Consider the following 14716-nt stretch of genomic DNA (forward strand, 5'->3'; position numbering starts at 1 on the left):
GGATGCCGCCGGAGGGAAACACCGCGAGACGCCAAGGAGGACGCATGGCGGGACTCCTCGACCCACCGCCTCCCGTGGCCGCGGAGCTCACCTCGGAGAACCGGGTCATCGTGGTCGTCATCGCGGGTGTCGCCCTGCTGGCCCTGATCGTCGCCCGGCTGCTGGTCCGCCAGGTGCTCGCCGCCGGCGAGGGCACCGAGGCGATGAAGAGGATCGCCGCCGCCGTCCAGGAAGGAGCCAACGCCTACCTGGGGCGGCAGCTGCGCACCATCGCCGTCTTCGCCGTCGCGGTGTTCTTCCTCCTGATGCTGCTCCCCGCCGACGACTGGCCGCAGAGAGCCGGGCGCTCGCTCTTCTTCCTGGTGGGCGCGCTGTTCTCCGCCGCCACCGGGTACATCGGCATGCGGCTCGCCGTGCGCAGCAACGTACGGGTCGCGGCCGCCGCGCGCGAGGCCACACCAGGGCCGGGCGAACCCGAGAAGGACCTGACGGCCGTCTCGCACAAGGCGATGAAGATCGCCTTCCGGACCGGCGGCGTCGTCGGCATGTGCACCGTCGGGCTCGGCCTGCTCGGCGCCGCCTGCGTCGTGCTCGTCTACGCCGCGGACGCGCCGAAGGTCCTGGAGGGCTTCGGACTCGGCGCCGCCCTCATCGCCATGTTCATGCGGGTGGGCGGCGGCATCTTCACCAAGGCGGCCGACGTCGGGGCCGACCTCGTGGGCAAGGTGGAGAAGGGCATCCCCGAGGACGACCCGCGCAACGCCGCCACCATCGCCGACAACGTCGGCGACAACGTGGGCGACTGCGCGGGCATGGCCGCCGACCTCTTCGAGTCGTACGCGGTGACGCTGGTCGCCGCCCTGATTCTCGGCACGGCGGCCTTCGGCGACCTCGGCCTGACGTTCCCGCTGATGGTGCCGGCGATCGGTGTCGTCACCGCGATGATCGGCGTCTTCGCTGTCGCTCCGCGCCGGGCCGACCGCAGCGGGATGACCGCCATCAACCGCGGCTTCTTCCTCTCCGCGGTGATCTCCCTCGCGCTCGTGGCCGTCGCCGCCTTCGCCTTCCTGCCGTCCACGTACGCGGAGCTCGACGGCGTCACCGACGCCGCCGTCCGCGGCCACGCGGGCGACCCGCGCGTCCTGGCCGTGGTGGCCGTCGCCGTCGGCATCGTCCTGGCCGCGCTCATCCAGCAGCTCACCGGCTACTTCACGGAGCCCGGCCGGCGCCCCGTCAAGGACGTGGGCAAGTCCTCCTTGACCGGCCCCGCCACCGTCATCCTCGCGGGCGTGTCCCTCGGCCTGGAGTCCGCCGTCTACACCGCCCTCCTCATCGGCCTCGCCGTGTACGGGGCCTTCCTCCTGGGCGGCGCGTCGATCACGCTGGCGCTGTTCGCCGTCGCGCTCGCCGGAACCGGACTCCTCACCACCGTCGGCGTCATCGTCGCCATGGACACCTTCGGCCCCGTCTCCGACAACGCCCAGGGCATCGCCGAGATGTCCGGCGACGTGCGGGGCGCCGGCGCGCAGGTCCTCACCGACCTCGACGCCGTCGGCAACACCACCAAGGCGATCACCAAGGGCATCGCCATCGCCACCGCGGTCCTCGCGGCGTCCGCGCTCTTCGGCTCGTACCGGGACGCGATCGCCACCGCGGTCGCGGACGTCGGCGCCAGGGCGGACGAGCTGACCCTCAGCATGGACATCTCGCAGCCCAACAACCTCGTGGGTCTCGTCCTCGGCGCCGCCGTCGTCTTCCTCTTCTCCGGCCTGGCCATCAACGCCGTGTCCCGGTCCGCGGGATCCGTGGTGTACGAGGTGCGCCGCCAGTTCCGGGAGCACCCGGGGATCATGGACTACAGCGAGAAGCCCCAGTACGGGCGCGTCGTCGACATCTGCACCAAGGACGCCCTGCGCGAGCTCGCCACGCCCGGTCTGCTCGCCGTGCTGGCGCCGATCGCGGTCGGCTTCACCCTCGGGGTGGGCGCGCTCGGCGCGTACCTCGCGGGAGCCATCGGCACCGGCCTCCTCATGGCCGTCTTCCTGGCGAACTCCGGCGGTGCCTGGGACAACGCGAAGAAGCGCGTGGAGGACGGCCACCACGGCGGCAAGGGAAGCGAGGCGCATGCGGCCACCGTCATCGGGGACACCGTGGGCGACCCGTTCAAGGACACCGCCGGGCCGGCGATCAACCCGCTGCTCAAGGTCATGAACCTGGTGGCGCTGCTCATCGCCCCGGCCGTCGTCCGCTTCGGGTACGGCGACGACGCCAGCCCCGGCGTACGGGCGGTGGTGGCAGGCGTCGCGATCATCGTCATCGTGGCGGCGGTGTACGCCTCCAAGCGGCGGCCGGTCGCGGGGGACGGCGGCGGCCCGCCCGACGGGCCACGGCGGGTCGCCGGGTCTCCGGACGAGGCACCGGTGCAGTAGCACCCGCTGGTGACGCGTCCCGGTGCGGTCCTGCGGACCCGCCGCGCGCGCCACGGGGGCTGCGGGGTTCGCCGCGCGGCGGCGCGAGGAAGCGCGTCACGGGGCGGCGCCGGTGGTGCTGCGCGTCGTGAGCCTTGTCTCTCTTGGTGCAAATGGCTTCAATGGGGTACGAACCGGGCGTACGGCCTGCGGGCTTCACCTACCGGGCGTGTATGTTCCGGGGCCGAGAGCCTTGGAAGGGACCGATCCGGTGAACAAGAAGCTTGCAGCCGCACTGTCCGGCGGCGCGGTGCTGGTACTCGTGCTGTCGGGCTGCGGCGACGACGGTGACGACGGCAAGGCGGACGCCTGGGCGAAGACGTTCTGCGACCAGGCGAAACCGCAGTTCCAGAAGCGGGCCGACGCCCAGCAGGCCATCATCTCGACCCATGCGGACAGCAAGCCCGCCGAGGTCCAGGCGGCCGACTCGAAGGCGTTCCAGGCCATCGCGGACACGGAGAAGGCACTCGCCAAGGCCGTGCAGAGCGCCGGCGTCCCGCCGATCGAGAACGGCGAGCAGCTCCAGAAGGACGCGGTCAAGGAGCTCAACGCCACGGCGGCGGCGTACGAGGGGCTGCGCAAGCAGGTCGACGCCCTCGACCCCAAGAACCAGCAGGCGTTCGCCGACGGCCTCCAGGACGTCGCGGCCGGGCTGAAGAAGATCGAGAAGATGGATCAGGACGCGCTGGCCAAGCTGCAGTCCGGCGAACTGCGCGACGCGATGGCCCGCCAGCCCGGCTGCCAGAAGGCCACCCCGTCCGCGGTGCCGTCCGCGTCCGCCGACGCGGCCAAGCCCGGAGCTGGCGCCTCGTCGCCCGCCGCCGAGGCCCCCGCCTCCGCCTCCCCGTCCGCCAAGGCCTCGGAGTAGGCGGCCGGGAAGCCCGAGGAGCCGTCCGCTGCCGACCGGTACGGGCCGCCGAGCACCTGCGCGGCGGCCCGGTTGTCCACAGGCGGCCGGGCGGTTTCGCCGTCTGTCCGTGGTGGCGGTCACAATGAGCAGGTGAGTACGACCAGCCAGACCACCAGCCTCCCGGCGCCCGACCACGCCGACCGCCTCCGAGCGGCCTTCCTCGCCGCCGGCTTCACCGCCGACGGGCTGCTCGACCGGCTCGGCGCCCCCGCCTACGCCGCCCTCGCCCGCAGCGAGACGGTCCCCGCCCTGCGCGCCACCCGCGGGCCGGGGGCGCTGGACACCCTCGTACGGCTGTTCCTGCTGCAGCGGCCCGTCCCACTGGAGCGGGCGAAGGCCGCTCTCCCGCTGGACGAGGCCCTTGCCGGCGGGTGGGTGGTACGGGACGGCGGCGACGCGGCGGAGACCGTGCGCGCCACCGTCGACGTACGGCCGTACGGCGGCCCGCAGGGCCAGGACTGGTACATCGTCTCCGACCTGGGCTGCGCCGTGGGAGGCGCAGGCGGTGCGGGCGGCCGGGGCGAGGGCGTGGTCCTCGGTGTCGGCGGCGCCTCCACCACGCTCGCGGGCCTCACCGTGCGGGCGCCCGTGGCATCCGCGCTCGACGTGGGCACCGGCAGCGGCATCCAGGCGCTGCACGCCACCCAGCACGCCACCCGGGTGACGGCCACGGACCTGAACCCTCGGGCCCTGGACTTCACCCGGCTCACCCTTGCCCTGTCAGGCGCTCCGGAGGCCGAACTGCACACCGGTTCGCTTTTCGAGCCGGTGGGTGCGCAGACGTACGACCTGATCGTCTCCAACCCGCCGTTCGTGATCTCGCCTGGAGCCCGGCTGACCTACCGGGACGGCGGCATGAGCGGCGACGACTTGTGCCGCACCCTCGTCCAGCAGGCGGGGGAGCGGCTCAACGAAGGGGGGTACGCGCAGTTCCTCGCCAACTGGGAGCACGTCGACGGGGAGGACTGGAAGGAGCGGGTCCGCTCGTGGGTGCCGCGCGGATGCGATGCCTGGATCATCCAGCGGGAGGTCCAGGACGTGACGCAGTACGCCGAGCTGTGGCTCAGGGACGCGGGGGACCACCGCTCTGCTCCTGAGGAGTACACGGCGCGGTACGAGGAGTGGCTCGACGAGTTCGAGGCCCGCCGTACCAAGGCGATCGGCTTCGGCTGGATCACCCTGCGCAAGGCCGCCGGGGAGCAGCCGTCGGTCGTCGTGGAGGAGTGGCCCCATCCGGTCGAACAGCCCTTGGGCGAGACCGTGGTGGCGCATTTCTCGCGGCAGGACTACCTGCGGAGGCGGGACGACGCGGGGCTGCTCGCCGACCGGTTCGTCCTGGCCCCGGAAGTGGTCCAGGAGCAGGTGGGCCTGCCGGGCGCCGAGGACCCGGAACACGTGATCCTGCGGCAGAACCGCGGCATGCGGCGCGCCACCAAGGTCGACACCGTGGGGGCGGGCTTCGCGGGAGTGTGCGACGGCACCCTGTCGGCGGGGCGGATCCTCGACGCGATCGCCCAGCTCATGGGGGAGGATCCGGTCGTCCTACGGGACCGTACGCCCCAGGCGATCCGCCTCCTCGTGGAGGAGGGCTTCCTGACGCCGATCGAGGAAACCGCGGACCCGACCGCGACCGTCTGAGGGCGGGCCCCCGCGGGTGTGCCGGCCGGGGGCCCCGCCGGTGCGGCGGACCCGCACCCGGCGAGCGCCGGCCGCCCACGGTGGTGCGGCGGCTCCCGCCCAGGGGGAGCGCCGACGGTCCACGCCGGGTGGTGGCTGGGGCCGCCGGTGCGGCTGCTGGGCGTCGGCTCGAACGCCTCGGCGTGACCAGTGCCGGTCGCCGGTGCGGCGTCCGCGGGAGGCCCGTCGTGGGCGGCCGTGTACCGGCCGGGCGTCCTGGCCACCGGCGTGTTCGCCGCGTCCGCAGGCGCGCCGGCCGACATCGTGCCGGTGCGGTGCGGTGCGGTGCCAGCCGGCGCGGTGCCGACCGACGTCGTGCCGGCCCACATCGTGCCCGGCGGGGCCGCCTCCGCCCCGCCGGCCGCCTCCGCCCCGCCGGGCGTGAACAGCGCAGGATCGCTGCGGTCCGCGTCCGGGGTGCCGCACCGGAGGCCCCGGGTCCGTGGTGCCGCACTGGAGGCCCCGCGTCCGTGGTGCCGCCCCGGAGGCCCCGCGTCCGGGGTGCCGCACCGGAGACCCCGGGTCCGGGGTGCCGAGTCCGAGCTGCCGCGTCCGACGCGTCTCGCCCGATGTGCCGCCTCCGAGGCGTCCCGGCCGAGGTGCCGGTGCGCCGTCAGGAGGATGTGCGCCCGTGGAGGCGGCAGAGGCCCGGAGCGGGCCACGCGCCCGCAGGTGGCGGGCCGGTCGGGTGAAGGGCGGCGGCGGGTACCGCGCCGTTCACCCGCAATTCGTGCTCCCGACGTCCGGAAGTGCCAGCCTCGGCCTCGGGGGGACCCGCGGCCGCCGCCCGGCGGCGGCGCGCGGGGTACCCATGACGCGGATCACAGACGGAACGGGGTACGGGCATGGAGAGCGGACCGGCCATTTTCGCCGGCACGGCGTTCACGCTGTTCGGGGCCGGCCTGCTGGTGTGGACCGCCGCCCGGGTGCGGCACCGCGCCCCGGTCGCGCACGGGGCGGACCCGGCGGCCGCGGTCGTGTTCGCGACGGCGTTCGGCGCCGTGCTGCTCGCCCTCGGCGTGTGGTGCTTCGGCCGCGTCTGAGCAGCCCGTCCTCGGCGCGGCGCCCTCCCGGCGGCCGCCGCTGAGGCGGTGCGGCAGCCGGTCGGGGACCGGGCGGGGAACCGTCCGGGGCGGCTCGCCGGAACGTGGCCCTCCGCACCACGGGGAGACTCCGGGCGGCAGGAATGCCAGAAGTCGGGTTACCGTTCGAGTGGCCGTTGCGGGCTTTTGCCGTTTGACACGGGGGCGGGTTGTACCGTCACACTCCGCAGCGACAGCAGCGCCACAGCCGTGGCGCAGTGCCCGCGGTGCGCGCGGAAGCCCACGTCACGGGGCACGCACCACGTCGCACGTGCCACCGAGCGTCGACCGGAGAGAAGAGCGAACGTTGTCCCCGACCAGCGAGACCGCGCAGGGCGGCCGCCGACTCGTCATCGTCGAGTCGCCTGCCAAGGCGAAGACGATCAAGGGCTACCTCGGCCCCGGCTACGTCGTCGAGGCGAGCGTCGGGCACATCCGCGACCTTCCGAACGGGGCCGCGGAGGTCCCCGAGAAGTACACCGGCGAGGTGCGCCGCCTCGGCGTGGACGTCGAGCACGACTTCCAGCCGATCTACGTCATCAACGCCGACAAGAAGGCCCAGGTCCGCAAGCTCAAGGAGCAGCTGGCCGCCTCCGACGAGCTTTACCTCGCCACCGATGAGGACCGCGAGGGCGAGGCCATCGCCTGGCACCTCATGGAGGTCCTCAAGCCCAAGGTCCCGGTCCACCGGATGGTCTTCCACGAGATCACCAAGGACGCCATCCGCGAGGCCGTGGCCAACCCGCGCGAGCTGAACAAGCGCATGGTCGACGCCCAGGAGACCCGCCGCATCCTCGACCGCCTCTACGGCTACGAGGTGTCGCCGGTCCTGTGGAAGAAGGTCATGCCCCGGCTGTCGGCCGGCCGCGTCCAGTCCGTGGCCACCCGGCTCGTCGTCGAGCGGGAGCGCGAGCGCATCGCGTTCCGCTCCGCCGAGTACTGGGACCTGACCGGCACCTTCGGCACCGGCCGTACCGGGGACACGTCCGACCCGGCGGCGTTCGCGGCCCGGCTCACCGCCGTCGACGGCCGCCGCATCGCCCAGGGCCGCGACTTCGGCCCCGACGGGCGCCTGAAGGGCGCGCAGGTGCTGCACCTCGACGAGGCGAACGCCCGCGCCCTGGCGGCGGCCCTCGCCGACACGGCGTTCAGCGTCCGCTCCGTCGAGTCCAAGCCGTACCGCCGCTCGCCGTACGCGCCGTTCCGGACCACGACCCTCCAGCAGGAGGCCAGCCGGAAGCTCGGCTTCGGCGCCAAGGCGACGATGCAGGTCGCGCAGAAGCTGTACGAGAACGGCTTCATCACCTACATGCGTACGGACTCCACGACGCTGTCCGACACGGCCGTCGCCGCGGCCCGTGCGCAGGTCACGCAGCTGTACGGCGCCGACTACCTGCCCGACGCGCCCCGCACGTACGCGGGCAAGGTCAAGAACGCGCAGGAGGCGCACGAGGCGATCCGCCCCTCGGGTGATCGTTTCCGCACGCCCGCCGAGACGGGTCTGACCGGCGACCAGTTCCGGCTGTACGAGCTGATCTGGAAGCGGACCGTCGCCTCCCAGATGAAGGACGCCGTCGGCAACTCGGTCACGGTCAAGATCGGCGGCCGGGCCGCGGACGGCCGCGACGCCGAGTTCAGCGCCTCCGGCAAGACGATCACCTTCCACGGCTTCATGAAGGCGTACGTCGAGGGGGCCGACGACCCGAACGCCGAGCTCGACGACCGCGAGCGCCGCCTCCCGCAGGTCGCCGAGGGCGACGCGCTGGCCGCCCAGGAGATCACGGCGGACGGCCACGCCACCAAGGCCCCGGCCCGCTACACCGAGGCCACGCTGGTCAAGGAGCTGGAAGAGCGCGAGATCGGCCGCCCGTCGACGTACGCGTCGATCATCGGCACGATCCTGGAGCGCGGCTACGTCTTCAAGAAGGGCACGGCGCTCGTCCCGTCGTTCCTCTCCTTCGCCGTGGTCAACCTGCTGGAGAAGCACTTCGGCCGGCTCGTCGACTACGACTTCACCGCGAAGATGGAGGACGACCTCGACCGGATCGCCCGCGGCGAGGCCCAGGCCGTGCCGTGGCTGCGGCGCTTCTACTTCGGCGAGGGCGAAGGCGCGAGCCCGGGCGGCGCCGCCGACGCCGGCAACGGCGACGGCGACCACCTGGGCGGCCTGAAGGAGCTCGTCACCGACCTCGGCGCGATCGACGCCCGCGAGATCTCCTCCTTCCCCGTCGGCAACGGCATCGTGCTCCGCGTCGGCCGCTACGGCCCGTACATCGAGCGCGGGGAGAAGGACACCGAGAACCACCAGCGCGCCGACGTCCCGGCCGACCTCGCACCGGACGAGCTGTCCGTCGAGTACGCGGAGGAGCTGCTGGCCAGGCCGAGCGGCGAGTTCGAGCTCGGCCACGACCCGCAGACCGGGCACATGATCGTCGCCAAGGACGGCCGCTACGGCCCGTACGTGACGGAGATCCTGCCGGAAGGCACGCCGAAGACCGGCAAGAACGCCGTGAAACCGCGCACCGCGTCGCTCTTCAAGTCCATGTCGCTCGACACGGTGACCCTGGAGGACGCGCTCAAGCTGATGTCGCTGCCGCGCGTCGTCGGCACCGACGCCGAGGGCGTGGAGATCACCGCGCAGAACGGCCGCTACGGGCCGTACCTGAAGAAGGGCACCGACTCGCGCTCCCTGGAGAGCGAGGAGCAGCTCTTCACGATCACGCTGGACGAGGCCCTCGCGATCTACGCCCAGCCGAAGGCGCGCGGACGGGCCGCCGCCAAGCCGCCGCTGAAGGAGCTCGGCAACGACCCCGTCAGCGAGCGCCCCGTGGTGGTCAAGGACGGCCGCTTCGGCCCGTACGTCACGGACGGCGAGACCAACGCGACGCTGCGGTCCGGGGACAGCGTGGAGACGATCACCCCGGAGCGGGGCTTCGAGCTGCTGGCGGAGAAGCGGGCCAAGGGACCGGCGAAGAAGACGGCGGCGAAGAAGACCACCGCCAAGAAGACGCCGGCCAAGAAGACCGCGGCGAAGAAGGCCACCGCGAGCAAGACGGCGGCCAAGAAGACCACCGCCAAGAAGACGGCCACCGCCAAGACGGCCACTGCGGCGAAGAAGACCGCGACGAAGACCGCCGCCAAGAAGACGGCCGCGGCCAGGTCCGCGGGCTCCGAGGACTGACGCGGTACGGCGCCCCGGTGCACGCCGGGGCGCCCGCCACGGGGCGCCCGCCACGGAGCCCCCGCGCCTGAGCCCGCCGCCGTACCCGCCCGAGGGGCGGCGGAGCCCGCCGCCGGTGCACGCCGGGGCCCCGCCGCCGTACCTGCCCGAGGCGGCGGACGGCGCCGGGCTGTCAGCGGGGCCGGATAGGCTGAGGGGATGACGCGAGCCGAGCAGCCAGCCGAGCAGCAGACGGGCCCCGGCGCCCCTCGGGCGCCGACACCGGCGCCGACGCCGCGCTGACCGCGGACTCCCGCGAGCGCGCGGTACGGGCGCTTCTGCGCGACCAGCCGTTGCGGAGACTGTGGAGCGCCCAGGCCGTCAGCGGCACCGCCGACGCCCTCGCCCTGCTCGTCCTGGTGATGCTCGCCGTGCGGGCCGCCGTCACCCAGGAAGCCTTCGGCCCCGGTCTGCGGGGCGCCGCCTTCGCGGTGGCCGCCGCCTTCGGCGCCCGCGCCCTGTCCACTCTGCTCTTCGGCGCCGTGCTTCTCGGCCCGATGACCTCGTTCATCGCACCCGGCGGGCCGCTCGACCGGCGCTGGACCATGATCACCGCTGACGGGCTGCGGGTCGCCCTGCTGGTCGTCGCGCCCCTGTGGATCGTCTGGACTCCCGGTCTGGCGCTTCCCTTCGTCCTCCTCACCGTCTTCCTGAACGGCGCCGCCGAGCGGTTCTGGACCATCGCCAGGGAGAGTGCCGCTCCCGCGCTGCTGCCCGCGCCGCCCCCCGAGGGCGCCGCCGTGCGGCCGCTCCCCGACCACCTGGGCGCGCTGCGCGGGCTGTCACTGCGCACCGCCTTCGCGTGCATCCCGGCCGCCGCGGCCGTCCTGCTCGCCGCGTCCGTCGCCGGCAGGCTCCTCGGGCTCGCCGTGGACTGGTTCCAGGTCCACCAGGCCGCCCTGCCCTCGTACGTCGCGGCCGGCCTCTTCGCCGCGTCCGCGTCCCTGGTGTCCGCCCTGCGGCTGCCCGGCACGCCGACCCCCGGCCCCGCTCCCCGCTGGAGGGCTGCGCCGCCCGACCACCGGGGCGGGCGCCGAGCGGGGCCGCACGGGGGCCGTACCGCTGCTCGTGCCGCCTGCGCCGCAGTCGCCGGAGCGATCGCTTCCGCCGCGTCGATCGCCGTGCTGCACGCCGGTGAGCTGGACGGCGGCCCCGCCGCGTACGCCCTGCTCGTGCTCGCGCTCGTCGGCGGTACGGGGCTCGGCATCCGCGGTGCACGCTCCGTCCTGCCCGCCCTCTCCCGCCGCCGGCTGCTGGCCCTCGCCCTCACGGCGACGGGGGTGGCGCTGCTCGCCATGGGCCTGGTCCCGGACACCACGACGGTGGTCCTGCTGGCGCTCACGGCCGGTGTCGCCGCCGGTGTCGCCGCGCACACCGGCCACACCCTGATCGACCAGGAGACGGAGGAGTTCCGCAGGCCCCGCGTGACCGAGCACCTCCAGGCGGTCGTCAGGCTGGCCATCGGGCTCGGCGCGCTGACCGCGCCGCTGCTCGCCGCCGCCATCGGCGCCCACCGCCTGGCGGTGGGAAGCCTGGTCTTCGCGCACGGCGGGGCGGCCTTCACCCTCATGCTGGTCGGTGCGCTGCTGCTGCCCGTCGCCGCACTGGTGCTGGCCAGGACCGACGACCGGTCCGGAGTGCCGCTCCGCCGGGACCTGCGCGACGCGCTACGCGGCTCCGACCCGGTGCAGGCCCCGGCCCCGACCGGCTTCTTCATCGCACTGGAGGGCGGTGACGGCGCCGGGAAGTCCACGCAGGCCGCCGCCCTCGCCGACTGGATCAGGGCCAAGGGCCACGAGGTCGTCGTCACCAGGGAGCCGGGCGCCACTCCCGTCGGCAAGCGCCTGCGCTCGATCCTGCTCGACGTGTCGTCCGCCGGACTGTCCCACCGCGCCGAGGCCCTGCTGTACGCCGCCGACCGCGCCGAGCACGTCGACTCCCTGGTCCGCCCCGCCCTGGAACGCGGCGCGGTCGTCATCTCCGACCGGTACATCGACTCGTCCGTCGCGTACCAGGGTGCGGGCCGCGACCTGTCCCCGACGGAGATCGCCCGCATCTCGCGGTGGGCCACCGGCGGACTCGTCCCGCACCTCACCGTCCTGCTCGACGTGTCGCCGGAGACGGCGCGGGAGCGGTTCACCGAGGCGCCGGACCGGCTGGAGTCCGAGCCTGCCGACTTCCACCAGCGCGTACGGGCCGGCTTCCTGGCCCTGGCGGCCGCGGACCCCGCCCGGTACCTCGTCGTCGACGCCAGCCAGGAGCCCGAGGCGGTCACCACCGTCGTACGGCACCGGCTCGATCAGATGCTGCCGCTGTCCGAGGCCGAGGTGAAGGCCCAGGAGGAGGCGCGCAAGGCCGCCGAGGAAGAGGCCCGCCGCAAGGCGGAGGAGGAGGCCGCCCGCAAGGCGGAGGAGGAGCGCCTCGAACGCGAGCGGCAGGAGCAGCTCGCCCGGCTGCGCGCCGAGGAAGAGGAGCGCAAGCGGCGCGAGGAGGAGGAAGCCCGGCGCCGCGAGGCCGAACGGCAGGCCGAGGAGGCCCGTCGGCGCGCGGCCGAGGCCCGCCGCCTCGCCGAGGAGGAGCGGCGGCGGCGCGAAGCCGAGGAGAAGGCGCGCCAGGAGGAGCAGGAGCGGCTGCGCAAGGAGGCCGAGGAGGAGGCCCGGCTGCGGGCCGAGGCCGAGGAGCGCCGCCGGGAGAAGCAGCGCAAGGCCGAGGAGGCGCTGCTGCGCGCGGAGGAGGCACGTCGCCAGGCAGCGGCGGAGGCCGAAGCCGCGGCGGCCGCAGCGGCGGCGGCGTCGGCGCCGCCCGTGTCCCCGCACGAGGTCACGGTGCCGACGCCGGTCGTGGACCCGAACGAGCTGACCGTGCCGACGCCGGTCGTCGACCCGAACGAGCTCACGGTGCCCACGCCGGTCGTCGATCCGAACGACGTCACCCAGACCGTGCCGACACCCAGGTTCGACTTCCGCAAGGATCCCGAGGACCCCGCAGGCCCCGCAGGCACCGAAGAAGCCCGGGACGGCTCGGCGGACGCCCGGGCCGCGGAGGATCCGCGCGGTGCCCGCGCCGCCGCACCCGGCACCGGGCCCGACAGCGCACGGGGCCGCCGCGTCGACATGCGCAAGGACGACGCGCGGCCTGCCGGCGCCGTCGGGGAAGCCCGCGACCCGGGACCGACCGCACGGCCCGACGACGAGCCCCAGCGGCCCGACGACGAGACCCAGCGCATCAACCTGCGCAAGGACGACTGGCCGGCGGGCGACCCCGCCGAGACGGCCGTCCTGCCGCCCGTACGGGGCGAGGCCCCGGCCGACCGGGTGCCGCGCGGCTTCTTCCGCGACGAGGCGCACCCGGCGGCGGGCAGCGGGGACAGCGCGCCCGGCGGCGACGACCGGACGCGTGAACTGCCCCGCGTCGGCCACGAGGGCCGCCCGGGGAGGCCCCGCCCCGACTGGGCGGAGGAGACGCCGCTGGACGACCTGCCGACCCTCGCCGACGAACTGCTCGGACCGCACGACGGGGACGACGACCCGGGCAGCCCCCGCAGGGGCGGTGGCCGCCGCTGAGGCCGGGACTGTCAGACCCCTGCCCCACAATGGGAAGCCACGCACGACCCGCAGCCGAGACACGCCCAGGAAGGCGGTGACCCGTGTCCGTATGGGACGACCTGGTCGGCCAGGACCGCATCCGGGCCCAGCTCGCCGCGGCCGCCCGGGACGCGGACGCCCTCGTCACCGCAGAGGCGAAGGGCGAGGCGCCGCTCGACGTCTCGAAGACGACCATGACGCACGCCTGGCTGTTCACGGGCCCGCCCGGCGCCGGCCGGGACACCGCCGCGCGGGCCTTCGCCGCCGCCCTGCAGTGCGTCAGCCCCGACCGGGCCCTCGGCGGCGAGCCCGGCTGCGGGTTCTGCGAGGGCTGCCACACCGCGCTCGTCGGCACCCACGCCGACGTGGAGGTCGTCCGCACCGACCTCCTCTCCATCGGTGTGAAGGACACCCGGGACCTGGTCCGGCGGGCCCAGCTCTCCCCGGCCGGGCGGCGCTGGCAGGTCATCGTGCTGGAGGACTCCGACCGGCTCACCGAAGGCGCGGCGAACGTGCTCCTCAAGGCGGTGGAGGAGCCCGCGCCCCGCACGGTGTGGCTGCTGTGCGCGCCCTCCCTGGAGGACGTGCTGCCCACGATCCGCTCCCGTTGCCGCCACCTCACACTGCGCACCCCGCCGGTGGCCGCGGTAGCGGAGCTGCTGGTACGGCGCGACGGCATCGAGCCGGAGGCCGCCGCGGCCGCCGCCCGCGCCACCCAGGGCCACATCGAGCGGGCGCGCCGACTCGCCACGGACGAGGGCGCACGCGCCCGCCGCGCCGCCGTGCTGAAGGTGCCGCTGCGCGTCCAGGACGTCGGCGGCTGCCTCAAGGCGGCGCAGGAGCTCATCGACACCGCCGCCGACGACGCCAAGCAGCTCGCCGAGGAGGTCGACACCAAGGAGACCGACGAGCTGAAGGCCGCGCTCGGCGCGGCGCAGGGCGGCCGGATGCCGCGCGGCACGGCAGGGGTGATGAAGGAGCTGGAGGACCGCCAGAAGCGCCGCAGGACCCGCACCCAGCGCGACACCCTCGACCTGGCCCTGCGCGACCTGACCGGCTTCTACCGGGACGTCCTCGCCCTCCAGCTCGGCTCCGGCACGGCGATGGCCAACGAGGACGTGCGGGACGCCCTCGACCGGGTCGCCCGCGAGTCGACGGCCGAGAGCACGCTGCGCCGCATCGACGCGGTCCTCGCCTGCCGCGAGGCCCTCGACCGGAACGTGGCCCCGCTGCTCGCGGTGGAGGCGATGACCATGGCCCTGCGCGCGGGCTGAAGCGGCGCGCCGCGTTCTGCGACGGCTCTGCGAGCGAGGTCCCGTCGGCATGCCGCGGGGGCACGGTCGCACGGTCGCGTGCGGGGCCGGTGGACGGGGTAGCACGGTGGCGTGCGGGGGCCGGTGGACCCGGGCGCCTGGTGGGCCGGGACGCCTGGTGGACCGGGGTGCTCGGTGGACTGGGACGCCCGGTGGGCCGGGGTGCTCGGTGGCGGGCGGGGCCGGTGGCCGGTGGGCCGGCCGGGACGCCTGGTGGACCGGGGTGCTCGGTGGCGGGTGGGGCCGGTGGGCCGGATCGCCTGGTGGACCGGGGTGCTCGGTGGGCAGGGACGCCTGGTGGACCGGGACGCCCAGTGGACCGGGACGCCCTGTGGCGGGTGGCGGCCGGTGGAGCGAGGCGACTCAGGGGCCCGGGCGGTCGCGGCCCTTCTCGGCGCGGAGGCCCGCCGCGCCGACCCGCTGATCCCGGCGACGCGCCCGGGCCTTATGCCGCCGATCCCG

General features: G+C 74.7%; 6 protein-coding genes and 1 pseudogene. All 7 read left to right on the top strand.

Annotated elements, in window-relative coordinates; genetic code table 11:
- Positions 1-44 precede the first annotated feature (44 nt).
- On the top strand, positions 45-2429 hold the full coding sequence (locus tag L6E17_RS26240) for a sodium-translocating pyrophosphatase (protein WP_236243174.1): 2385 nt from the start codon (positions 45-47) through the stop codon (positions 2427-2429).
- A gap of 250 nt (positions 2430-2679) precedes the next feature.
- Positions 2680-3336: a small secreted protein gene (locus L6E17_RS26245; protein WP_236243175.1), complete on the top strand. Its 657-nt coding sequence runs from the start codon at positions 2680-2682 to the stop codon at positions 3334-3336.
- 132 nt (positions 3337-3468) lie between these two features.
- On the top strand, positions 3469-5016 hold the full coding sequence (locus tag L6E17_RS26250) for a class I SAM-dependent methyltransferase (protein ID WP_236243176.1): 1548 nt from the start codon (positions 3469-3471) through the stop codon (positions 5014-5016).
- Positions 5017-5900: 884 nt separating this feature from the next.
- A complete protein-coding gene (locus L6E17_RS26255; protein ID WP_236243177.1) occupies positions 5901-6098 on the top strand; it encodes a hypothetical protein in 198 nt (65 codons plus the stop codon).
- 346 nt (positions 6099-6444) lie between these two features.
- The gene (gene topA / locus L6E17_RS26260; RefSeq protein WP_236243178.1) at positions 6445-9318 is read left to right on the top strand and encodes a type I DNA topoisomerase; all 2874 of its coding nucleotides are present in this window, start codon (positions 6445-6447) and stop codon (positions 9316-9318) included.
- Positions 9319-9516: 198 nt separating this feature from the next.
- Positions 9517-12920: pseudogene (gene tmk, locus L6E17_RS26265) on the top strand (dTMP kinase).
- An 83-nt stretch (positions 12921-13003) separates the two neighbouring features.
- A complete protein-coding gene (locus tag L6E17_RS26270; protein ID WP_236243179.1) occupies positions 13004-14215 on the top strand; it encodes a DNA polymerase III subunit delta' in 1212 nt (403 codons plus the stop codon).
- The last annotated feature ends 501 nt before the right edge of the window (positions 14216-14716 follow it).

Origin of the sequence: Streptomyces sp. CC228A (genome assembly GCF_021390935.1) — a bacterium.
GTDB lineage: Bacteria > Actinomycetota > Actinomycetes > Streptomycetales > Streptomycetaceae > Streptomyces.

Bases quoted from the DNA above. Each gene is read 5' to 3' on its own strand.
- L6E17_RS26255 (WP_236243177.1), top strand. From the start codon at position 5,901: ATGGAGAGCGGACCGGCCATTTTCGCCGGCACGGCGTTCACGCTGTTC.
- L6E17_RS26240 (WP_236243174.1), top strand. From the start codon at position 45: ATGGCGGGACTCCTCGACCCACCGCCTCCCGTGGCCGCGGAGCTCACC.